Source organism: Streptomyces sp. NPDC028991 (genome assembly GCF_055564775.1).
In genome coordinates this window covers 324,468-346,578 of sequence record NZ_JBVHVP010000005.1, presented here as the reverse complement: position 1 = coordinate 346,578, position 22,111 = coordinate 324,468, and the positions used below count along the sequence as shown (strand labels likewise).

19 protein-coding genes are annotated in these 22,111 nt (G+C 73.6%); 9 read left to right on the top strand and 10 right to left on the bottom strand.

What is annotated here, in order from left to right:
* The 3 genes from ACZ4V1_RS14175 to ACZ4V1_RS14165 are packed head-to-tail and all read right to left on the bottom strand — an operon-like array spanning position 1 to position 4,625.
* Positions 1-2,181 (bottom strand): 3-hydroxyacyl-CoA dehydrogenase NAD-binding domain-containing protein, encoded by a 2,181-nt coding sequence (locus ACZ4V1_RS14175; protein ID WP_468334372.1) that lies wholly within the window; start codon positions 2,179-2,181, stop codon positions 1-3.
* Positions 2,182-2,225: 44 nt separating this feature from the next.
* Complete coding sequence (locus ACZ4V1_RS14170; RefSeq protein ID WP_468334369.1) at positions 2,226-3,440, bottom strand: acetyl-CoA C-acetyltransferase; 1,215 nt, start codon at positions 3,438-3,440, stop codon at positions 2,226-2,228.
* Between the two features lie 36 nt (positions 3,441-3,476).
* Entirely contained in the window at positions 3,477-4,625 is a 1,149-nt protein-coding gene (locus ACZ4V1_RS14165; RefSeq protein WP_468334366.1) for a CaiB/BaiF CoA transferase family protein, read from the bottom strand.
* A 206-nt stretch (positions 4,626-4,831) separates the two neighbouring features.
* Between ACZ4V1_RS14165 and ACZ4V1_RS14160 the strand changes: the two genes are divergently transcribed.
* Entirely contained in the window at positions 4,832-6,010 is a 1,179-nt protein-coding gene (locus ACZ4V1_RS14160) for a saccharopine dehydrogenase family protein (protein ID WP_468334363.1), read from the top strand.
* Positions 6,011-6,281: 271 nt separating this feature from the next.
* Here ACZ4V1_RS14160 and mmpA read toward each other — a convergent pair whose 3' ends face one another.
* The gene (gene mmpA, locus ACZ4V1_RS14155) at positions 6,282-6,431 is read right to left on the bottom strand and encodes a morphogenic membrane protein MmpA (protein ID WP_468334360.1); all 150 of its coding nucleotides are present in this window, start codon (positions 6,429-6,431) and stop codon (positions 6,282-6,284) included.
* A 189-nt stretch (positions 6,432-6,620) separates the two neighbouring features.
* Here mmpA and ACZ4V1_RS14150 point away from each other — a divergent pair, with 189 nt between their 5' ends.
* The gene (locus ACZ4V1_RS14150) at positions 6,621-6,815 is read left to right on the top strand and encodes a hypothetical protein (RefSeq protein ID WP_468334357.1); all 195 of its coding nucleotides are present in this window, start codon (positions 6,621-6,623) and stop codon (positions 6,813-6,815) included.
* Here ACZ4V1_RS14150 and ACZ4V1_RS14145 read toward each other — a convergent pair.
* Entirely contained in the window at positions 6,803-7,507 is a 705-nt protein-coding gene (locus tag ACZ4V1_RS14145; protein WP_468334354.1) for an endonuclease V, read from the bottom strand. The two genes, ACZ4V1_RS14150 and ACZ4V1_RS14145, sit on opposite strands and share 13 nt — an antisense overlap.
* Positions 7,508-7,548: 41 nt before the next feature.
* Between ACZ4V1_RS14145 and ACZ4V1_RS14140 the strand changes: the two genes are divergently transcribed.
* Positions 7,549-7,848 carry a YciI family protein gene (locus ACZ4V1_RS14140; RefSeq protein WP_468334351.1) on the top strand — a complete coding sequence of 100 codons (300 nt, stop codon included), beginning with the start codon at positions 7,549-7,551 and terminating at the stop codon, positions 7,846-7,848.
* Positions 7,849-7,857: 9 nt separating this feature from the next.
* Here the strand turns inward: ACZ4V1_RS14140 and ACZ4V1_RS14135 are convergent, their stop codons facing one another.
* Positions 7,858-8,187: a plasmid stabilization protein gene (locus ACZ4V1_RS14135; RefSeq protein WP_468334348.1), complete on the bottom strand. Its 330-nt coding sequence runs from the start codon at positions 8,185-8,187 to the stop codon at positions 7,858-7,860.
* A gap of 72 nt (positions 8,188-8,259) precedes the next feature.
* Positions 8,260-9,315, bottom strand: a complete 1,056-nt coding sequence (locus ACZ4V1_RS14130; protein ID WP_468334345.1) for a WD40/YVTN/BNR-like repeat-containing protein — start codon at positions 9,313-9,315, stop codon at positions 8,260-8,262.
* A gap of 323 nt (positions 9,316-9,638) precedes the next feature.
* On the opposite strand from ACZ4V1_RS14130, the gene ssgD reads away from it, so the two are divergent.
* A complete protein-coding gene (gene ssgD, locus ACZ4V1_RS14125) occupies positions 9,639-10,055 on the top strand; it encodes a spore wall synthesis regulator SsgD (protein ID WP_375906778.1) in 417 nt (138 codons plus the stop codon).
* Between the two features lie 60 nt (positions 10,056-10,115).
* On the opposite strand, the gene ACZ4V1_RS14120 is transcribed toward ssgD, so the two are convergent.
* On the bottom strand, positions 10,116-10,802 hold the full coding sequence (locus tag ACZ4V1_RS14120; protein ID WP_468334341.1) for a GOLPH3/VPS74 family protein: 687 nt from the start codon (positions 10,800-10,802) through the stop codon (positions 10,116-10,118).
* A gap of 323 nt (positions 10,803-11,125) precedes the next feature.
* Here ACZ4V1_RS14120 and ACZ4V1_RS14115 point away from each other — a divergent pair, with 323 nt between their 5' ends.
* The 4 genes from ACZ4V1_RS14115 to ACZ4V1_RS14100 all read left to right on the top strand — a co-directional run bounded on the left by ACZ4V1_RS14115 (position 11,126) and on the right by ACZ4V1_RS14100 (position 17,086).
* Positions 11,126-12,751, top strand: coding sequence for an ABC-F family ATP-binding cassette domain-containing protein (locus tag ACZ4V1_RS14115; RefSeq protein ID WP_468334338.1), 1,626 nt, complete (start codon positions 11,126-11,128; stop codon positions 12,749-12,751).
* Between the two features lie 10 nt (positions 12,752-12,761).
* On the top strand, positions 12,762-15,020 hold the full coding sequence (locus tag ACZ4V1_RS14110) for an ATP-binding cassette domain-containing protein (RefSeq protein ID WP_468334336.1): 2,259 nt from the start codon (positions 12,762-12,764) through the stop codon (positions 15,018-15,020).
* Positions 15,021-15,126: 106 nt separating this feature from the next.
* Complete coding sequence (gene ddaH / locus ACZ4V1_RS14105) at positions 15,127-15,903, top strand: dimethylargininase (protein WP_468334333.1); 777 nt, start codon at positions 15,127-15,129, stop codon at positions 15,901-15,903.
* A gap of 208 nt (positions 15,904-16,111) precedes the next feature.
* Complete coding sequence (locus ACZ4V1_RS14100; RefSeq protein ID WP_468334330.1) at positions 16,112-17,086, top strand: acyl-ACP desaturase; 975 nt, start codon at positions 16,112-16,114, stop codon at positions 17,084-17,086.
* A 103-nt stretch (positions 17,087-17,189) separates the two neighbouring features.
* On the opposite strand, the gene ACZ4V1_RS14095 is transcribed toward ACZ4V1_RS14100, so the two are convergent.
* Positions 17,190-20,549 carry a hypothetical protein gene (locus ACZ4V1_RS14095; protein ID WP_468334328.1) on the bottom strand — a complete coding sequence of 1,120 codons (3,360 nt, stop codon included), beginning with the start codon at positions 20,547-20,549 and terminating at the stop codon, positions 17,190-17,192.
* A 104-nt stretch (positions 20,550-20,653) separates the two neighbouring features.
* Complete coding sequence (locus tag ACZ4V1_RS14090; protein WP_468334325.1) at positions 20,654-20,938, bottom strand: WhiB family transcriptional regulator; 285 nt, start codon at positions 20,936-20,938, stop codon at positions 20,654-20,656.
* Positions 20,939-21,091: 153 nt separating this feature from the next.
* Here ACZ4V1_RS14090 and ACZ4V1_RS14085 point away from each other — a divergent pair, with 153 nt between their 5' ends.
* Positions 21,092-21,877 carry a VOC family protein gene (locus tag ACZ4V1_RS14085; protein ID WP_468334841.1) on the top strand — a complete coding sequence of 262 codons (786 nt, stop codon included), beginning with the start codon at positions 21,092-21,094 and terminating at the stop codon, positions 21,875-21,877.
* Positions 21,878-22,111 lie beyond the last annotated feature (234 nt).

The window sequence follows — 22,111 nt, the reverse complement described above, 5'->3', positions numbered from 1 at the left end:
TCAGCGGCCGTCGGTGAAGACCTCCCCCTTGTCCGCCTTCTCCACCAGCAGCGCGGGCGGTGTGAAGCGCTCGCCGTAGCGGTCGGCGAGCTCACGCGCGCGGGCCACGAAGCCGGGCAGCCCGCCCTCGTAGCCGTTGATGTACTGGAGGACGCCGCCGGTCCAGCCGGGGAAGCCGATACCGAGGATCGAGCCGATGTTGGCGTCGGCCACGGAGGTCAGCACGCCCTCCTCCAGCAGCCTGACCGTGTCGAGCGCCTCCGAGAAGAGCATCCGCTCCCGCATGTCCTCGAAGGGGATCTCGTACCCGGGCTTGGTGAAGTGCTCCCGCAGCCCCGGCCAGAGTCCCGTCCGCCTGCCGTCCTCCCCGTACTCGTAGAACCCGGCGCCGCCGCCGCGGCCGGGGCGCTGGAACTCGTCGACCATGCGGTCGATGACGGCCTCGGCGGGGTGCGCGGTCCAGGTGCCGCCGGCCTCCTCGACGGCCCGCCTGGTCTCCTTGCGGATCTTCCGGGGCAGCGTGAGCGTCAGCTCGTCCATCAGGGAGAGCACCTTGGCCGGGTAGCCCGCCTGGGCCGCCGCCTGCTCGACGGACGCGGGCTCGATGCCCTCGCCGACCATCGCCACGCCCTCGTTGATGAAGTGGCCGATGACCCGGGAGGTGAAGAAGCCGCGCGAGTCGTTGACGACGATCGGCGTCTTGTTGATCTGCCGGACCAGGTCGAAGGCGCGGGCCAGCGCCTCGTCGCCCGTCCGCTCGCCCTTGATGATCTCCACCAGGGGCATCTTGTCGACCGGCGAGAAGAAGTGCAGCCCGATGAAGTCGGCCTGGCGCTCGACGCCCTCGGCCAGCGCGGTGATGGGCAGGGTGGAGGTGTTGGAGCAGAGCAGCGCGTCGGGGGCGACGACGTTCTGGACCTCCTGGAACACCTTGTGCTTGAGGGAGGTGTCCTCGAAGACGGCCTCGATGACCGCGTCGCAGCCCGCGAGGTCGGCGGCCTCGGCGGTCGGCATGATGCGGGCCAGCAGCGCGTCGGCCTTCTCCCGGGTCGTACGGCCCTTGGCGACGGCCTTGGCGCACAGCTTCTCGGAGTAGCCCTTGCCCTTGACGGCCGACTCCAGGGCGACGTCCTTCAGGACGACGTCGATGCCCGCGCGGGCGCACGAGTAGGCGATGCCGGCGCCCATCATGCCGGCGCCGAGGACGGCGACCTTGCGGACCTGGCGCGGCTCGACGCCGCTCGGGCGGTTGGCGCCGGAGTTGACGGCCTGGAGGTCGAAGAAGAACGCCTGGATCATGTTCTTCGAGGTCTGCCCGGCGGCCAGCTCGACGAAGTAGCGGGCCTCGATGACCTGCGCGGTCTCGAAGTCGACCTGGGAGCCCTCGACGGCGGCGGCCATGATGTTGCGGGGCGCCGGGTAGGGGGCGCCGTTCGTCTGCTTGCGCAGGTTGGCGGGGAAGGCGGGCAGGTTGGCCGCGAACTTCGGGTGCGCGGGTGTGCCGCCGGGGATGCGGTAGCCGGGCCGGTCCCAGGGCTGGGCGGACTCCGGGTTGGCGTCGATGAAGGCGCGGGCCTTGGCGAGCATGTCCTCGCGGGTGTCGGCGACCTCGTCGACCAGGCCGTTCTCCCGGGCGCGGCGCGGGTTGTACTGGGTGCCCTGGAGGAGCACCTTCAGCAGCGCGTCGGTGATGCCGAGCATCCGGACGGTGCGGACGACGCCGCCGCCTCCGGGGAGCAGGCCGAGGGTGACCTCGGGGCAGCCGATCTTGGAGCCGGGGGCGTCGAGGGCGACGCGGTGGTGGCAGGCGAGGGCGATCTCGTAACCGCCGCCGAGGGCCGCGCCGTTCATGGCGGCGACGACGGGCTTGCCGAGGGTCTCGATGCGGCGCAGGTTCCGCTTGATCGCCATGCCGCCGTCGAAGAGGTCCTGGGCGGTCTCGGGCGTGACGCGGATCAGGTCGCGCAGGTCGCCGCCGGCGAAGAAGGTCTTCTTGGCGGAGGTGACGATGACGCCGCGGATCGAGTCCTTCTCGGCCTCCAGGCGGTCGGTGATCACAGCGAGGGACTCGCGGAACGCCTGGTTCATCGTGTTCGCGGACTGGGCGGGGTCGTCGAGGACGAGGGTGACGACGCCGGTGTCGTCCTGCTCCCAGCGGATGGTGGTGGACTCGGTGGTCATGAGGGTGTGCTCCTGGTGGTCCGTCGTGATCCGTCGGGAGGGGGTCAGACGCGCTCGACGATGGTGGCGATGCCCATGCCGCCGCCCACGCACAGGGTGGCGAGGCCGTAGCGCTTGTCCTGGCGCTCGAGTTCGTCGACGAGGGTGCCGAGGATCATCGCGCCGGTGGCGCCGAGGGGGTGGCCGAGCGCGATGGCGCCGCCGTTGACGTTGACCTTGTCCAGGGACAGGCCCATGTCCTTGACGAAGCGCAGGACGACCGCGGCGAACGCCTCGTTGATCTCGACCAGGTCGATGTCGTCGATGGTCAGCCCGGCCTTGGCGAGCGCCTTGCGGGTGGCGGGGGCGGGACCGGTGAGCATGATGGTGGGCTCGGACCCGGAGACGGCGGCGGAGACGATCCGCGCGCGCGGGGTGAGCCCGTAGCGCTCGCCCACCTCCTTGGAGCCGATGGCGACCAGGGAGGCGCCGTCCACGATGCCGGAGGAGTTGCCCGCGTGGTGCACGTGGTCGATCTTCTCGACCCAGTGGTACTTCTGCAGCGCCACGGCGTCGAAGCCGCCGAGTTCGCCGATGTCGGCGAAGGACGGCTTGAGGCCCGCGAGGGAGTCGGCGGTGGTGCCGGGGCGCAGGTGCTCGTCGTGGTCGAGGACGGTGAGACCGGCTCGGTCCCTGACCGGCACGACGGACCGCTCGAAGCGGTTCTCCTTCCAGGCGGTGGCCGCGCGCTCCTGGGAGAGGGCCGCGTACTCGTCGACGTCGCGGCGCGTGAAGCCCTCGATGGTGGCGATCAGGTCGGCGCCGATGCCCTGCGGGACGAAGTTGGTGGCGAGGTTGGTCATCGGGTCGTTGAACCAGGCGCCGCCGTCCGAGGCCATCGGCACCCGGGACATCGACTCGACGCCGCCCGCGAGGACCAGGTCCTCCCAGCCGGAGCGCACCTTGGCGGCGGCCAGGTTGACGGCCTCCAGGCCCGAGGCGCAGAAGCGGTTCTCCTGGACGCCCGCCACGGTGTCCGGCAGTCCGGCCGCGACGGCGGCGATGCGGGCGATGTCGGAGCCCTGGTCGCCGACCGGCCCGACGACGCCGAGCACGATGTCGTCGACGGCGGCCGGGTCCAGGTCCGGGAAGCGGGCGCGGACCTCGTGGATGAGGCCGACGACCAGGTCGACGGGCTTCGTGCCGTGCAGGGCGCCGTTCGCCTTGCCGCGTCCGCGCGGGGTGCGGATCGCGTCGTACACGTACGCTTCGGTGGTCACTGGCAGGCCTTTCGCTGAGGGTGTTCGCGCGGCTGTTCAGCTGCTCGTTCGAGGATTACGGGGCAGGCCCCAGTCGTGGGCCACGGACTGGGTGCCGGCGCCCGGCAGGGCGGGTCCGGTGCGGACGGCGGTGGGTGTGGCGGAGAAGCGGGGTGCGGGAGCGGGCTGGGTGATGCCGCCGTGGTCGGTGAAGGTGCCCCGGGCGGCGAGGTGCGGGTGGTGCGGGGCCTCGCGGAGCGTCAGGACGGGGGCGACGCAGGCGTCGGAGTCCGCGAAGACGGCGGTCCACTCGTCCCGGGTGCGGGTCGCGAACCTGGCGGCGATGGCCTCGCGCAGTTCGGTCCAGCGGGCCGGGTCGTCGCGGGCCGGTGCCTGGTCGAGGATGCCGAGCAGTTCCATGAACTCGGCGTAGAACCGCTGTTCCAGGGCGCCGACCGCCATGTGGCGGCCGTCGGCGGTCTCGTAGGTGCCGTAGAAGGGGCAGCCGCCGTCGAGGAGGTTGGCGCCGCGCCGGTCCTGCCAGCCGCCGGCCGCGAGCATGCCGTGGATCATCGAGGAGAGGTGGGCCGTGCCGTCCACGATGGCGGCGTCGACGACCTGCCCGGTGCCGGTCGCACGCGCGTGGTGCAGGGCGGCGAGGATCCCGACGACCAGGTAGAGGGAGCCGCCCGCGTAGTCGCCGACGAGGTTGGCGGGGACGGCCGGCGGCTCGTCGGGGGCGCCGATCATGCCGAGGGTGCCGGTGAGCGCGATGTACCCGATGTCGTGACCGGCGCGCTGGGCGAGCGGGCCGTCCTGGCCCCAGCCGGTCATACGGCCGTATACGAGGCGCGGGTTGCGGGCGTGGCAGTGCCCGGGGCCGACGCCGAGCCGTTCGGCGACGCCGGGGCGGTAGCCCTCGATCAGCGCGTCGGCGCGTTCGGCGAGGTCGAGTACCCGGTCCGGGCCGTCGGGTGACTTCAGGTCGACGACCACGGAACGCTTGTTGCGGTTGGTGACGTCGTGGGCGGGATCGATCGCGAGGCCGGGTCCGTCGGGGCGGTCGACGCGGACGACGTCGGCGCCCAGGTCGGCCAGGAGCATGGCGGCGAAGGGCGCCGGGCCGATGCCGGCCAGCTCGACCACCCGCACACCGGTGAGCGGGCCCTCGGGCGGCGTCCGCCCCGCCGTCTTCGCTTCGGACATCGAGCCCCCAGCTCCGTGACACAACTGATGTAACACCAGTGATGCTAGAAACGTGTTCCACTGGGCACAAGACCCGGGCGAGCAAGCGCTTAGCCAATTATGGGGCAGGCTCCCCACCGGACTCGCAGTCCTCACGCTAGCCTCGGCCACCGGCAACGGCGCGTGCTGCGGGCCCAGGGGTTGCCGCCGGGTGACGAAGGGGTGTCATGAGCAGGCTGAACAGGACCGACCGGCCGTACGACATCGTGCTCTTCGGAGCGACGGGGTTCGTCGGCGAACTCACCGCGGAGTACCTCGCCGCGCACGCGCCCGACGGGCTGCGCTGGGCGATCGCCGGCCGCGGCGAGGAGAAGCTGCGACGGCTGCGCGAGCGGCTGCCCGGCGCGGCGGACGTCGGCGTACTGCGCGCGGACGTCTCCGATCCGGCCTCGCTGCGCCACCTCGCCGAGCAGGCGCGCGTGGTGGCCACGACGGTGGGACCGTACGTCCGGTACGGCGAAGCGCTGGTCGCCGCCTGCGCGGAGACCGGCGCGGACTATCTCGACCTCACCGGCGAGCCCGAGTTCGTGGACCTGACGTACGTCCGGCATGACGCACGCGCGCGGGAGACCGGAGCGCGGCTGGTGCACGCCTGTGGATTCGACTCCGTCCCGCACGACCTCGGCGTGTACTTCACCGTCCGGCAGCTGCCGGAGGGCGTACCGCTGACCGTGGACGGTTTCGTGACCGCCGACGCCACCTTCTCCGGCGGCACGTTCGCCTCCGCGCTGGGCCAGTTCGCGCGCGGCCGGCAGATGCGGGACGCCGCGCGGGAACGCCGGCGGCACGAACCCCGGCTGGTGGACCGCCGGGCGGTGACGCCGGCCGGCGCGCCGCGGTTCGCCGGGGAGGTGGGGGCCTGGGCGCTGCCGCTGCCGACGATCGACGCGCAGGTCGTGCGGCGCTCCGCGAAGGCCCTGGACCGCTACGGCCCCGACTTCCGCTACCGCCACTACGCGGCCGTCCGGCGTCTGCCGGTCGCGGTGGGCGGGGTGGCGGCCGTGGGCGCGCTGGTGGCGGCGGCCCAGGTGCCGCCCGCGCGGCGCTGGCTGTCCGCCCGGCTCAAGCCCGGTGACGGACCGAGCGCCGAGAAGCGGGCGAGGAGCTGGTTCTCGGTCCGTTTCGTGGGCGAGGGCGGCGGCCGGAAGGTGTTCACCGAGGTCTCGGGCGGCGACCCCGGTTACGACGAGACGGCGAAGATGTTCGCCGAGGCGGCGCTGTCCCTCGCCCTGGACGACCTCCCGCCGGTGTCCGGGCAGGTCACGACGGCCGTGGCGATGGGCGACGCGCTGACGGGCCGGCTGCGGGCGGCGGGCATCGGCTTCCGGGTGGCCGCGACCCGCTGACCACCGCCCGAGGACCTGTCCGAGGCTGCCCCGGGGTGACGCCCCGTGATCCGAGCGGCGGGCCCCAGGACCTGTCGGTCCGGGCCCCAGGACCTGTCGGTCGATTCCCGCCTGCCTCGCGACGCCGTGCACGCCTTCTCGCCGCACCGGGCGCAGCACCGAGTACATCCGGTACGAGGCTCCACGCCCGCACGCCGAGAGCAGGCACCCGACGGCACCCGACGGCGCGCGGCCGCCCTCCGGGCGACGACGGGAACCGGCAGACAGGCCCTCAGCCCGCCCAGCCCGCGATCGTGTAGATCATCCCGCCGATCCAGGCCACTCCCGCCCCCACGGCGAGCACCAGCCCCGCGACCACCGCCCGCTCGACGGGCCGGCCGGGGTGGCGGGCGGACTGCTTGGGTGCGCGGTGCGTCGTCATGCGCCCAGCCTGTCGGGCCGACGGCGGGGGCACATCCGTACGGATACTCAGGCGGCCCCTGAGCACCGGCGGGCGCCACGAGACACCGCCTCCGACTCGGATTTGAGACTTTCCCCGCTCTCGGCGGCCCTCACCGGCCCCCGCGCACGGCAAAGTGCCAACAAGGACTTCAATGAAATCCTTGAAGGCATGAAGTTCCTTCTCGAAGTCACCATGGACGAGGGCGCACTCGCCGAGGACCCCGCGGGCGAGTTGCAGCGGATCCTGAGGTACTGGGGCGGCAACCTGAAGCACTACGCGATGCGGCCCGGCGACGGCTCGGTCATCTACGACTCGGCGTACCAGGAGGTGGGCCGCTGGAGCGTCGAGGGTCAGGCCGGGTAGGTGGTGGCCGCCCGCAGGGCCGCACGGCACAGTGCGTCCGCCCTGCGGGTGGTCTCCGGCAGCCGGTAGGCGGGGGCCAGCGCCAGCGTATGCGCGCAGGCGTTGTCGAGGCTCACCCGGTGGCCGACGGAGACGTAGACCGGCTTGACGCCGTCGCGGGTACGCAGGGCACGCCCGACCTCCTCGGCGCCGGCGAGCAGCGGGGACGTACTGCCCCGTGGGGCGCCGGGGTCGTCGTGGGTGAAGGTGAACGGGTTCTTGGCCACGCCGATGGTGGGCAGGCCGGTGAGCACACCGAGGTGGCTGGCGAGGCCGAAGCGGCGCGGGTGGGCCAGGCCGTAGCCGTCGCAGACGACCAGGCCGGGCACGCGGGGCAGCGCCTCCAGGGCGGCCAGGACGGCCGGGATCTCGCGGAAGGCGAGCAGGCCGGGCACGTAGGGAAAGGGGATCCGTCCGACGGCCGTGGCCTCGGCGACGACGGCGAGGCTCCCGGCGTCCAGTACGACGGCCGCCGCCGCGACGACGTCCCGTTCGTCGTCGTAGGCGACGTCCACGCCGGTCACCCGGCCCGTACCGGGCGGCGGGCCCGGCTCGTCGAGCACCACGCGCGGCCGCAGCTCGTCCTGGACGGCGCGGGCCTGCTCCTCGGTCGCGGGCCAGTCGGCGGGGATCCGCACGGTCACGGTCGTCATGATGGCGGCAAGCCTACGGGCCCCGGGGTACGCTCGCGATCATGTTCGTACTGGAGCTGTCCCACACCGCCCCGCCGGAGGCCGTCGACGCGGTGCTGGACGAGCACGTGGCGTGGCTCGACGAGCTGTACGAGCAGGGCGTCTTCCTGGCGTCCGGGCGCAAGGAGCCCCGCGACGGCGGGGTGATCATCGCCGTCGCGGGGGACCGCGCCCGGATCGAGGAGATCACCGCGGGCGACCCGTTCGTCAGGGCCGGTGTGTGCGCGTACCGCGTCACCGAGTTCGTCGCCACGAAGACGGCACCCGCGCTGGAGCGGTACCGGGAGCCCGCCGGCCGGTAGCCGTACGGCTCACTTGCCGAGCGCGCGCTTCAGATCGCCCTTGTTCATGTTCGAACGGCCGCTGATGTCGCGGCGCTTGGCCTCCTGGTACAGCTGGTCATAGGTGGGCCCCTGGGGTCCCTGCCGGTTCCCGGACCGCTGGCCGCCCCGCTTGCTCGGCGACTTGTCCCGCGTGGACGTACGACTGGCGGTCTTCGACTCGCCGGACTGGGCGCGCTCCTTGTTCACCGTCCGGGCGGCGATCTCCTTGGCCCGGCCGGTGCTCTCGCCACGGTCCTCGGCGCTGTCCTTGATGTGCTCGTACTGCCGCTCCCGTTTGGAGCTCGAACCGCGTGGCATCTCCGCTCACTTCCTCTCACGTACAGCGAACGGATACCCACGTTACGGACAAGCACCCGGACCCGCTCGGCGTCAGCGCTCCAGCCGGGCGACCCTTCCCTGCTCGCCGGCTGCCCAACAGGCCGCGTCCGGGGTGCAGTCCACGGTGTCGTACGAGCCCGCGTCGACGGTGCGCCAGGTCCGGCCGCCGTCCGTGGTGAGGTCCGTGCCGGTGGGTCCGACGGCGAGGGCGGCGCTGCGGCTGTGCGGGAGCCATGCGACGCCGGAGCGGTAGGCCGGTGGGGGGCCGGCGGCGGGCCGCCAGGACCGGCCGCCGTCGGTGGTCCGCGCGGCCGGCCGCGGGGAGGCCTGGCCGGGGCGGAAGTCGCCACCGACCGCGAGGCCGTGGGCGCGGTCGCGGAAGGCGAGGGCGAACACGCCCCGGGCCGGGTCGCCGCCCGGGACCGGGGCGTCGGAGGCCGTCCAGGTGAGCCCGCGGTCGGCGGAGTGCAGCACCCGCGCGCGTGCCGCCCCGCCGGTGGCCAGCCACACGTCCTTCGGCCCGGACGCGACCAGGCACTGGCCACTCGCCGCGAACCCCGCCTCGCCGTCCTGCGCGGCCGGCATGCCCTCATTCGGCAGCACCGTCCAGGAGCGTCCGCCGTCGCCGGTCGACAGGATGCGGAACTTCCCGTCCACCGGATCGCTCATGGCGAGGCCGTGGCGGTGGTCGAAGAAGGTGAGACAGTCGTAGAAGGCCCGTGGGTCGGTGTTGCGGAAGGACTCGGTCCAGGTCGCTCCGCCGTCGTCCGTGCGGTAGACGCGGGACGCCTCGCCCTCGCCGATGGCCAGCACCACGGCCCGGCGGGCGTCGAACGCCTCGACGTCCCGGAACTGCAGCTCGCCGGTGCCCGGTGGCGAGACGTCGCGCCAGGTGCCGCCGCCGTCGGTGGTGCGCAGGACGGTGCCCCGGGTGCCGGCCACCCAGGCGGTGTGCCGGCTGACGGCCGCGAGCCCCCGGAACCGGACGTCGGACGCCCCGGCGCCCCCGGTGTCCTTCAGCTCCCAGTGCGGCCGCTGGTGCGCCTGCGCGGGGGCGGCCGCCGTCAGCGCGGCCAGCGCCGCCGCGCACACCGCTGCGGCGGTCACCGCGCGTCCCGTACGCCGGCCGCCGGTCCGGGCGGTTCGTGCCGCCGTGTGCCGCGTGCTGCCCAAGCGCCTCATGGCGGGCGAAGCCAGCCCACCGCCCCGGCGCCGTCCAGAGGGCCGTGTGCGGCGCGGTCGTGCGGGCACGAGAGTCACAAGTGCCTTGCGGGGCGCATGAGGAGAGGTCGGGTCACTCCCGCGCATGAATGCGGTGACAGAGGTCACTCGCTCGTCGTGTGCACGGATCGCCTGATTCCGTCGTCTCTTCCAGTGCCCGGCCCGCACCACCCCGAAAGCCCGTCCAGCCGTCACGAGGGAGCAAGGCGTTGTCCACCGTCATCGAGCAGCCCGTCGAGGCGCGTCTCGTCGCCGCCGCGCCGCGTATGCCGAGCATTCCCGCCACGCTGCACTACGACCGCGGCGACCCGTTCGCCGTCCGCATGACCTTCCCGGCCCCGGCCACCCTCGAGGGGGTCGAGGTCTGCTGGACCTTCTCCCGCGAGCTGCTCATCGCCGGGATGCGGGAGCCGGAGGGGCACGGCGACGTACGGGTGCGCCCGTACGGGTACGACCGCACCGTCCTGGAGTTCCACGCGCCCGAGGGCACCGCCGTGATCCACGTCCGCTCGGGCGAGCTGCGCCGGTTCCTGCAGGCCACCGGCGAGCTGGTGCCCGTCGGCCTGGAGCATCTCCAACTGGACCTGGACCACGACCTGGCGGAGCTGATGCGCGGGACCTGCTGACGGCGCCCCGGCGCCCCCGCACGAGCCACCGTCCGCGCTCCCCGCGGTCGCCGGGCCGGCTCAGCGGTCCGCCGACGCCACGGCCCGCGCCGTCTCCGCGCTCAGCGCTCCCCACACCTCTCCGACGATCTTCCGCAGCCCGGGTGCCGCCGCCCCGCCGCGCTCGGTCAGTTCCGTGATCCGGCCCTCCCGGCGCGCGCCGGTCCCGGCGGACCCGGAGGCACGGGGCCCGAGGGCGCGCAGTCCCGCGGCTGCCGCCAGCGCGGCCACGGCCGCGTCCCGCTCGGCGACCTCACCGGCCGGTACCGGGCCCTCCAGGACGTACCGCGTCTCCTCCCGGAGCGCCCGTGCCGCGGCGGCCCTCGCCAGGACGTACTCCACGGACGGGAACACGCCGAGGACGCGCTTCTTCTCGGCCCGCAGATACCCCTCGGCCACCAGTTGCTCCCGGACTGCGTCGAAGGTGACCCGCGCGTGCAGCCTCACCCAGGTCCGCCACCGGTGCGGCATCGACTCGCGGACGAGGTCCAGCAGCCCGTCGAGGACGGCGTCCCCGGTGCGCGCGTCCAGGTCGACGGGGGTGGCGATGCCCTCGTCGTCGGCGAGCAGGCCGCGCTGGGCCAGTTCGGTGAGCGCGCCGGCCCGCACCAGGTGGTGGTGCCGGGCGGTGTCGGTGGCCCCGGGCCGCGCGGGGTCCCAGGCCAGCAGGCAGAGCCGGGCCGGCATCGAGAGCGAGCCGTCGGGCACGGGGCCTCCTTGGGGCCGTGGGGCCGGATGGGCGGTGAGGCATTGACAGCCCACCCGGCCTCTCGTACGGTGTATAGCGCTTCTGTTGCCGCCGATTGGAGAAGGACGTTGCTCGTCTGAGGTCCTGGGACACCGCGTCACACCTGTGAGGTGTGTACGCCGCGTGCGACCTCGGCGTTCGAGCCGTCCTTGCGGAGCAGGGCTTTTTTCATGCCCGAGTACTCCCCGGGGCTCCTCCTTCCCTCGCCCGACGGCGGTCGCCGCTTCCGGTGTCTCGATACGCGTTTGCCCCTGACCGCTTCAAGCAACCGCGGAGACCCCGTATGTCTGTTTCCATCACCTGTACGTCCCTCTCCTTCGCCTGGCCCGACGGCACGTCCGTCTTCGAGGGACTCGACACCGCCTTCGGGCCCGGCAGAACCGGGCTCGTGGGTGCCAACGGGTCGGGAAAGTCCACCCTGTTGAAACTGATCGCCGGGCGGCTGGACCCGGCCGACGGCACGGTCCGCGTGGCCGGCGAGGTCGGATACCTGCCGCAGAACGTCACGCTCGACACCGCGCTGCGGGTCGACGAGGCGCTCGGGATCGCCGCGCGGCGGGCCGCGCTGCACGCCATCGAGGCGGGCGACGTGGCCGAGGCGCACTTCGAGACCGTCGGCGACGACTGGGACGTCGAGGAACGCGCCCTCGCCACCCTCGGCGAACTCGGTCTCGGCCACGTCGGGCTCGACCGCACCGTCGGCGAGGTCTCGGGCGGCGAGTCGGTGCTGTTGCGGCTGGCCGCACTGCTGCTGCGCCGCCCCGACGTCCTGCTCCTCGACGAACCCACCAACAACCTCGACCTGTATGCCCGGAGGCGGCTGTACGCGGCCGCCACCTCCTGGCCGGGGGTGCTGGTCGTGGTCAGTCACGACCGCGAACTGCTCGATCTCGTCGACCAGATCGCCGACCTGCGCTCGGGCGAGATCACCTGGTACGGCGGGAACTTCTCGGCGTATCAGGAGGCCCTGGCCGTCGAGCAGGAGGCGGCCGAGCGGATGGTGCGCGTCGCCGAGTCCGATCTGCGCAAGCAGAAGCGCGAACTGGCCGACGCCCAGGTCAAGCTGGCCCGCCGCAAGCGGTACGGCCAGAAGATGTTCGAGCAGAAGCGCGAGCCGAAGATCGTCATGCAGGCACGCAAGCGCGCGGCACAGGAGTCCGCGGGCAAGCACCGCATCATGCACGAGGAGAAGCTCGCCGAGGCCAGGGAACGGCTCGACGACGCCGCGGAGGCGGTACGGGACGACGACGAGATCCGTGTCGACCTGCCGTACACGGCCGTACCGCCGGGGCGCTCGGTGCTGACACTGCGGGACCTGGAACTGGTCCACGGCGCGCGCGTGGAGCGCGGTCTCGATCTGCACGGCCCCGAGCGGATCGCGCTGATCGGGCGCAACGGCGCGGGCAAGACCACGCTGCTGCGCACGATCGCCGGAGAGCTGGAGCCGGTGGCGGGCGAGGCGACGGCGCATGTCCCGCTGCGGTTCCTGCCGCAGCGCCTGGACGTCCTCGACGGCGAGCTGAGCGTCGCCGAGAACGTGGCCCGGTTCGCACCGGGCGCCACCAACAACCGGATCCGGTCCCGCCTGGCCCGCTTCCTGTTCCGGGGCGCCCGTGCCGATCAGCAGGCGGCGACGCTGTCCGGCGGTGAACGCTTCCGGGCGGCGCTGGCCGCACTGATGCTGGCCGAACCCGCGCCGCAGCTGCTGATGCTGGACGAGCCGACGAACAACCTGGACATGGCGAGCGCCCGGCAGCTCACCACCGCGCTGGAGTCGTACGAGGGGGCGCTGATCGTGGCCAGTCACGACCTGCCGTTCCTGGAGTCGCTCGGCGTCACCCGCTGGCTGCTGCTGGAGGAAGGAGGACTGAGGGAAATCACGCCGGAAGCTGTCGGGTATTCCGCCTAGCGTCGCTCGCATGAGCGAGTTCATCAGCATCACCGGAGCCAGGGAGAACAACCTCCAGGACGTCACCCTCCGCATCCCGAAGGGCCGGTTGACCGTGTTCACGGGCGTTTCGGGGTCGGGGAAGTCGTCGGTCGTGTTCGACACGATCGCGGTCGAGTCGCAGCGCCAGCTGAACGAGACGTTCACCTGGTTCGTGCGCAACCGGCTGCCCAAGTACGAGCGGCCGCACGCGGACGCCCTGGAGGACCTCTCCCCCGCGATCGTCGTCGACCAGCGTCCGGTCGGCGGCCACTCGCGGTCCACGGTCGGCACCATGACCGACGTCCACTCGGTCCTGCGGGTGCTGTTCTCCCGGCACGGCACGCCCGGCGCCGGGGCGGCGACGGCGTACTCGTTCAACGACCCGTCGGGCATGTGCCCCGGCTGCGACGGTCTCGGCCGCAAGGTGCAGCCCGACTGGGACCGCATCCTCGATCCGGCCAGGTCGCTGGCCGGCGGGGCGGTCCGCTTCCCGCCGTTCGCGGCGGGGACCTGGCAGGGGCAGGCCTACACCAACAGCGACGAGCTGGATCCGGACAAGCCGGTCGGCGACTTCACGGCCGCCGAGCGGGCGTTCCTGATGCGCGGACGGCCCGGCAGCAAGGTCACCGTCAACGGCACGGGCGGCACCTGGACCACCGAGTACGAGGGTCTCGCCGACCGCTTCGAGCGGCTGTACCTCAAGCGGGACGTGTCGGCGATGAGCGAGCGGACCCGGGACCTGGTCCGGGGCTTCCTCGTCGAGGGCCGCTGCCCCGCGTGCGGCGGCGCCCGGCTGAACGCCGCGGCCCTCGCGACCCGGATCGACGGACACTCCATCGCCGACTGCTCGCGCATGCAGGTCACCGACCTGATCACCGTGCTGAAGCGGATCGACGACCCGGTGGCCCGCCCGATCGCCGGTGCCGCGGTCACCGCCCTGGAGCGTATCGAGGCGATCGGCCTCGGCTATCTCAGCCTCGACCGGGAGACCTCGACCCTGTCCGGCGGCGAGGGACAGCGGCTGAAGACCGTACGGCACCTCGGCTCCAGCCTGACCGGGATGACGTACGTCTTCGACGAGCCCAGCGTCGGGCTGCACCCGCGCGACGTCGGACGCCTCGGCGACCTGCTGCTGCGGCTGCGCGACAAGGGCAACACGGTGCTGGTCGTCGAGCACGACCCGGACGTCATCGCGCTCGCGGACCACGTCGTCGACATGGGCCCGCTCGCCGGCGCGGGCGGTGGCCGGGTGGTGTTCGAGGGAACGCCGGGCGAGCTGGCCGCGGCGGACACGCTCACCGGACGGTTCCTCGGACGCCGTACCGCGGTGAAGGAGGACCCGCGGGCGGCGACCGGGGAGCTGTGGGTGAAGGCCGCGAGCCGGCACAACCTGCGGGACGTCACGGTGGCCTTCCCGACCGGAGTGCTGACCGCGGTCACCGGGGTCGCCGGATCGGGCAAGAGCACGCTGGTCGCGGAGCTGGTCGAGGCCCACCCGGACGCGGTGGTCGTCGACCAGTCCTCGATCGGCGTCTCGGCGCGGTCGACCCCGGCGACGTACGTCGGGATCATGGACACCGTACGGAAGATCTTCGCGCGGGAGACGGGCGCCGAACCGGGGTTCTTCAGCTTCAACTCGGCGGGGGCCTGCGGTACCTGCGAGGGGCGCGGGGTCATCCACACCGACCTCGCGTTCATGGACCCGGTGACGACGGCCTGCGGCGACTGCGACGGCCGGCGCTTTCGCGACGAGGTGCTGCGGCTGACGGTCGACGGCAGCTCCATCGCCGACGTGCTGGCGATGACCGCCGGACAGGCGCTGGACTTCTTCGCCGACACGGGCATACGGCGGCGGCTGCGCGCCCTGCGCGACGTCGGGCTCACCTACCTCACGCTGGGGCAGCCGCTGTCCACGCTCTCCGGGGGCGAGCGCCAGCGGATCAAACTGGCCACCCGGCTGCACCGCACCGGCGCCGTGTACGTCCTGGACGAGCCGACCACCGGCCTGCACATGTCCGACGTCGAGGGACTGCTCGCGCTGCTGGACCGGCTGGTCGGCACCGGCAACACGGTCGTGGTCGTCGAGCACAACCTGGACGTGGTGGCGCACGCCGACTGGGTGATCGACCTGGGCCCGGACGGGGGCCGGGACGGCGGCCGGGTGATCTTCGAGGGCACCCCGCACGGGCTGCTCACGGCGCGCGGCTCCAGCACGGCCGAGCATCTCAGGAGGGCCACGGGACACTGACGGGGGTTTCGTCCGTACGGCCCCGGACTGCATGATGGCCAAACCGGCGTCGTGACACGCGCGCCGAACAGCCAGCGCCGACACGGAGCCCCCGGAGAACATCCTCGTGCCCAGCAAGAAGGCCCTCGTCCGCCGTCCCGGCCCGCGGCTCGCGGAAGGACTGGTGACCCACGTCGAGCGGCGGAAGGTCGACCACGGCCTCGCGGCCGAGCAGTGGGAGGCGTACGCCGAGGCCCTGCGGGCACACGGCTGGGAAACACTGGAGGTGGACCCGGCCGACGACTGTCCCGACTCCGTCTTCGTCGAGGACACGGTCGTCATGTACCGGAACGTCGCGCTGATCACCCGGCCGGGCGCCGAGTCACGGCGCGCGGAGACCGACGGTGTCGAGGAGGCCGTGGCCCGCCTGGGCTGCTCGGTCAACTGGGTGTGGGAACCGGGCACCCTGGACGGCGGCGACGTGCTGAAGGTCGGCGACACGATCTACGTCGGGCGCGGCAGGCGCACCAACGCGGCGGGCGTCCAACAGTTGCGGGCCGCCTTCGAGCCGCTGGGCGCCCGGGTCGTCGCCGTGCCCGTGAGCAAGGTGCTGCACCTCAAGTCGGCGGTCACCGCGCTGCCGGACGGGACGGTGATCGGGCACATCCCGATGACGGACATGCCGTCGCTGTTCCCCCGTTTCCTTCCGGTGCCGGAGGAGTCGGGGGCGCACGTGGTGCTGCTGGGCGGCGGCAGACTGCTGATGGCGGCGAGCGCGCCGAAGACGGCGGAACTGCTCGCCGACCTCGGCCACGAGCCGGTGCTCGTCGACATCGGCGAGTTCGAGAAACTCGAGGGCTGTGTGACGTGCCTCTCGGTCCGGTTGCGGGAACTGTACGGCTGAGCCGGGCCGAAGTGTCACCCGTTCGGCTCCGGGCCTGCGGCTCTCCGGGCCGCCGCCCACCCTGATGGACGGCGGCTGATCAGGGGGCTTTACAGTGCTTTTAACCTACGGTCTCGTAACCTACGGTCTCGTAGCCTACGATGCCGTAGGTTCCCGGCACCGCTCGCCGGCCGCATTCCGCTTTGTCGCACGTCCCCTGGAGTTCTACGTGACGATCGTCTCCCCGCACCTCGGCAGTTCCACCGAATGGACCGACGCCCGGCTGCTGTACGCGCTGGAGGAAGTGGTCGAGACCGAGCTCAACCGGCATCTGAAGGTCGCCAAGGACTGGATGCCGCACGAGTACGTGCCGTGGTCCGACGGCCGGAACTTCCCGGGGATCTTCGAGGACGGCGAGGCCTGGCAGAAGGACCAGTCCAAGGTCACCGAGATCGGGCGGATCGCCCTGGTGGTCAACCTGCTGACGGAGGACAACCTCCCCAGCTACCACCACGAGATCGCCAGCCTCTTCGGCCGCGACGGCGCCTGGGGCACCTGGGTGCACCGGTGGACCGCGGAGGAGGGGCGGCACGGAATCGTGATGCGCGACTACCTGCTCGCCTCGCGCGCGGTGGACCCGGACAAGCTGGAGCAGTTCCGGATGGCCCACATGAGCGAGGGCTTCGAGTCGGACAACCGGCACTCGATGCTGCACTCGGTGGCCTACGTCGCCTTCCAGGAGCTGGCCACCCGCATCTCGCACCGCAACACGGGCCACCAGTCCGGCGACCCGGTCTGCGACCGCATGCTGGCCCGCATCGCGACCGACGAGAACCTGCACATGGTCTTCTACCGCAACCTGCTCAAGGCGGCCTTCGAACTCGCGCCCGACCTCACCATGCAGGCGGTGCGGGACGTGGTCGTGAACTTCCGGATGCCCGGTCACGGCATGCCCGGCTTCGAGCGGGCCGCCGCGCAGATGGCGATCGGCGAGGTCTACAACCTGCGCATCCACCACGACGACGTGATCCAGCCCGTGCTGCGCTTCCTGAGGGTCCTGGAGATCGACGGTCTCGGCCCCGAGGGACAGGCGGCCCAGGAGGAGCTCGGGCTGTACATGGGCGGGCTGGACAGCGAGGCCGCCAAGTTCGACGAGAAGCTGGCGGCGCGCAAGGCGCGGATGGCGGCCCGGGCCGCGGGCTGACCGCACCCGCCTCCGCCACCCCTCGGCCCGTGCGCGGCCTCCGTCACTCGGGGGCCTGTCACCCGTAGGCCTGTCACCCGTAGGCCTGTCACCCGTAGGCCTGTCACTCGTAGGCCGTCGTCTCCTCGAGGGCCGCGTCGCGCACGTCGGCGACCGGGTGGCGGCGCAGCGTCCGCAGCAGCTCCCGCCAGGGCGCGGACCACTCCTCGCGGGTGCCGAGCGCGCCGGTGACGGCGACGGCCACCAGTCCCTCGGCGTGGCCGCCGTGCTCGGCCAGCGCCAGGGCCTCGGCACGCAGTACCTCGGCGTCGCCCGGCTGCTCCCGGCGCTCCAGGCGTCCGCGCAGTTCCCCGGCGACGCGTGCGGCGAGTGCCGGGCGCCCGGCTCCGGCCATGGCCGTCAGCCGGTCCAGGCGCGGCGGTACGGCGGTCAGGTCCAGGTGCGCCGCCGCGAGCCCGGCGGCCTGCGCCGCGTAGGCCTCGTACTGCGCCAGCAGTCCGGCGGCGGCGAGGCCGGCCGGGCGGGCCGCCGTCTCGGAGCGGAAGACCGTGGCCCCGAGTCGGGCGACGAGGAACTCGACCCGCCGCCGCGCCGGCCGGTCCCGCCGTTCCCCGGCGTCGTTGTCGCCCTCGGAGACCGCGCCGGCGAGCGCGCGCAGCGCGTCCAGCAGCCCGGCCAGTCCGTGCGGCGCGCTCGTCGCGGCCTCGACCAGGGCGCTCGCCGCCCAGTGCCAGGTCCCGCGGTTCGTGAGGTCCGTGACGGCCTCGGCCAGCACCACGGGAGCCTCGGCGGACCAGGGGGTCCAGCGGGCCAGCGCCTGGAAGGCGGCGGCCGTGGTCGCGGGATCCTCGGCGGCGGCGACCTCGCGCACCAGGCGGGCGTATCGCGCGCGGTGGTCGTCGGGCAGGTCCAGCGGCGAGGCCCTCAGCAGGGCGGTCCGCGAAGCCGGCGCACCGCTCGCGGCGTCCCGCAGCAGCTCCCAGATCTCGTCGCGCGGGAGCAGTCCGCCCGCGAAGGACACACAGGCGGCGCGTACGTCCGGGTGGGTGCCCGGACGGGTGTGGACCTCGCTGAGCAGAGCCGCGGCGTCCGGTACGGGAAGCCGGACCGCGGCGAGCCGGACCGCCTCCTTCCGGCTGGTCACCTTGGCGTCCGGTGCCCGCAGTACGTCCCTCAGGTGGACGGCGACCCTCGACGGGGGCACGTGCCGGGACGCCCGGGTGACCGCGTACACGGCGACGCGGGCCCGGTCGCCGCCCGCGTGCGCCAGCAGTCCGGGCAGCGCGTCGGCGGCCCGGTCGGTGCGGGCCAGGGCGGCGAGCGCGGCCTCGGCGAGCACGACCTCCGCCTCGCCGGTCCAGCGGCGTACCAGGTCGGCGCCCCCGTCGGGCACGGCCGCCGCCTGCGTGAGCGAGCTCGCGCGCTGGTACAGCGTCAGCCCGCTGTCCGCGGCCTGCGCGGCCAGCAGACGCAGCAGGGCTTTGTGCTGGCGCGGTACCCACCGGCGCACGTCGTACGGGTCCGGGGGCAGGAACCGGGGGGCGCCCTCGGCCAGGAAGCGGCCGTAGGGCGGCGGGTCGGCGAGGAGCACGTCCAGGAGATCGGTGCGGCGCGCGACGAGCGCGGTGCGGACCGGGGGCAGCGCGGCCGCCGACGGCTCGTGGGCGAGGACGCGGGCCACCCGCTCGCCGCGTGTGGCGGGCGGCTCCAGCCACCGGGCGACCGCGGCGCGTACCGTCGTGTCGTCGCCGTACCGGACCGCGTGCCAGAGCATGTCCTGCAGTGCGGTCATGCCGGCGGCCCGGGAGCCCACCGCGCGGGCGAGCGCGATGACGAGGCCGTATTCGCCCTTCTCGGCGCCCGCCTCGATCCACGGCCGCAGGGCCTCGTACACCTGGTGCTCCTGGCCGCGCCGCAGGGTGCGGTCGAGGCGGCCGAGGTCGGCGCCCCCCGTCGTGCCGGATATCCGCGCGAGGGTGCTCAGCGCCCAGTCCGCCAACGGGCGCGTCCCCTCCACCGCGTGCTCGCGCAGCACGTCGAGGGCGAGTCCGCTGAGCACCTGCCGGGTCTCGTACGAGCAGTCGCGGGCCTCGACGGCGTCGGTGGCGACGCGGTCCAGGTGTTCGGCCGCGTCCTCGGTGAGCAGCGCGGGCGGCACGGCGCGGGTCGCCCGCAGGGCGGCGGTTCGCACGGGATCCTGTTCGTTCCGCAGCCGCCCCATGTGCTCCAGGACGGCGGTGACGGCGGCCCGGTCACCGGAGCGGGCGGCGTTGCGGATCAGCAGCCGCCAGGCCCGGGCGCGGTCGTCGGCGTCCGGTCGCCGGGTGGCGGCCACGAGGCGGTCACGTACCTCGGCTGCGGGCAGGAACGACTCGACGCCGAGGATCGTGTTCTCGGCGGCACCGGCCTCACGCGCGCGTGCGGCGGCCTCCCGGGCCTCCCGCTCGGCGTGGCGGCGTGGCAGCACCTCCAGCAGCTGTTCGCCGGGTCCGGCCACCCCGGGCCCCTTCCCCTCGCGGACGGCCGTGTAGAGGGCGTAACGCCGGGCGGGCGGGAGCACCTTCAGCAGTTGCGGGAGGTCGCCGTAGGGCAGCAGGGCCCGGCCGTAGCCGACGAGTTCGGGCGAGTCGGTCCGGGTCAGTCGGTACAGCGCCGTGCGCCCGAGCTCGTGGACGCTCACGACGGGGGCCCAGGCGGGCGTGGGCAGGAGCCGCAGCACCCGCCGCGGGTCCACGGCGGCGAACGCGGGCAGGTGGCCGCGCAGTTCGTTCGGCAGCCGGCTCGGCCCCCGCCGCTCCAGCAGCGCCAGCACGCGCGCCGGCTCGCCGGACGCGAGGGTGGCGAGCGCGTGCGCGTACCGATGCCACCAGGTGTCGCGCAGGGATTCCGGCAGCGCGGTCAGTTCCTCCTCCAGCACGCCGAGCAGCGCCGCGGGGTGCCGCTTGGCGAGGGGCCTCCACGCGCGGACGGCGTACAGCAGGCCGGGCAGCAGCCGGGCGGCGGTCGGCGCGGTGCAGCCCGGCAGCAGACGGGCCGCCTCGGCGTCGCCCCAGTCCCGCCGGAGGCCCTCGATCAGCCGGTCGGCGAGGGCGCCGCGTCCGCCGGTCACGACGGCGCGCAGCAGGTCGCGGCGTGCCGCCTCGGGGGCGTCGGCGAGCGCCGCCTCGAATGCCGTGTCCGGCACGCCGAGGCTGTCGGCGACCCGCAGCGCATGGCCGCGTACGTACGGGTCGGCATCGGCGATCCGGTCCGCGATCCACGCGGCGTCGCCCACCGCGGACGCGGCGACGACGGCGAGCCCGCGCCCGTACGCACCGTGCCGTTCGAGCTCGCCGAGCACGAGCCGTGGAGCGGCCGACTCCCTGACGCGCGCGACGAGTTCCCGCGTGCGCGAGGAGTGGGCGAGCGGTTCCAGGGCGTGCAGCAGGCTCTCGGCCTCGGCCTGTGCGGCGGTTCGCGACATGCGGGGATTCTGCCCGCCGGGGCGGGCGCGGCCCAGCGATTTTCCGGTGTGCGCGGTGCGAGCAGTGCCGACGGTGCCGGCGGTGCGGTACCGGTGAGCGGGGCTCAGTGCGTGGTGCGCCGCAGAGCCAGCCGCTCCTTCTCCGACAGCCCGCCCCAGACGCCGAAGCGCTCGTCGTTGCTCAGCGCGTACTCCAGACAGGCCGAGCGGATCGGGCACAGGGCGCAGATCCGCTTGGCGTCCCGTACGGAACTGCCGGGCTCGGGGAAGAAGAAGTCTGCCCCGGTCTGTGCGCACAACGCCTCCTGCTGCCAGGCGAGGTCGGGCGTCGGGATCGTCTCGATGTGCATGGGCAGCAGCGTGCCGGGCGGCGAAAAACGTTCGATCAACGCGGGATCAACGCCGCTCGGCCGGGCCCGTCGCCGACCCGATGGTCCCCCGCCCCGCTCGGGGACGCACGGCGGCGCGCGGAAGCGATCGTCGGTGGTCGGTGGAAGACTCGGCAGTACAGGGCAACGGGCCCCTTTCCGAGGAGGGCGATGATGCTCACCACCCGTTTCGTCACCGGCGCCCCGAACTGGATCGACGTCGGCACGTCCGACGCCGACGGCGCCGCCTCCTTCTACGGTGACCTCTTCGGCTGGCGGTTCCGGCCGGCGGGGCCCGAGGCCGGCGGCTACGGCTTCTTCGAGCTGGACGGCCGGATCGTGGCCGGCGGAACGCAGACCACGCCGGAGCAGGGCCCGCCGTCCTGGACGGTGTACTTCCAGACCCCGGACGCGGCGGCCGCCGCCGAGACCTCCGAGCAGTCCCGCGGCGGAGTGCTCACGCGGCCGGTGGACGTGACGGGCCAGGGCACCATGGCGATCCTCGCCGACCGGGCCGGGGTGCCGTTCGGCGTCCGGCAGCCGGGACCGCTGGGCGGCCTCGGCGTGGCCGGTGGCACCGGTGCGCTGTGCTGGGTCGAGCTGTACACGGCGGACGTCGCGGCCGCCGCCGCGTACTACCGGGCGGTGCTGGGGCTGGAGACCTCGGCCGTCTCCTTCCCCGGCGGCACGTACACCGGCGTCAATCCGGCGGGCGAGGGCGAGGAGAGCATGTTCGGCGGCGTCGTTCCGCTCGCCGACGACCCGCTGGAGACGGACGCCCACTGGCTGCCGTACTTCGCGGTCGACGACACGGACACCACGGTCGGGCGGGCCCGGGAGCTGGGCGGCACGGTGCGGATGCCCGCGGCGGACATCGAGGGTGTCGGTCGCCTCGCCCGTCTCGCCGACCCGTACGGAGCCCGGTTCGCGGTGCTCAGGCCGCTGCCCCGGGAGGGCTGAAGTCCGTCGTTCGGATCAGGTCTCAGGAGGGTGACGCAGCCGGCCGACGCCGGTGAGCGGGTCTGGTGCGTGCGGCTGCGAGGCGGAGGAGGGAGTCGACGCCGGGCTCGGCGAATGGCGGCGACACCGCGGATGTGCGTGCCGGACCCCGCGTCCGCGGCATGGTCCGAACGACAGGCCCCAGGGGCGTTCCCCCGCCACACCGGCCCGCCCGGCCGTGGCCTGCGGGGCCCG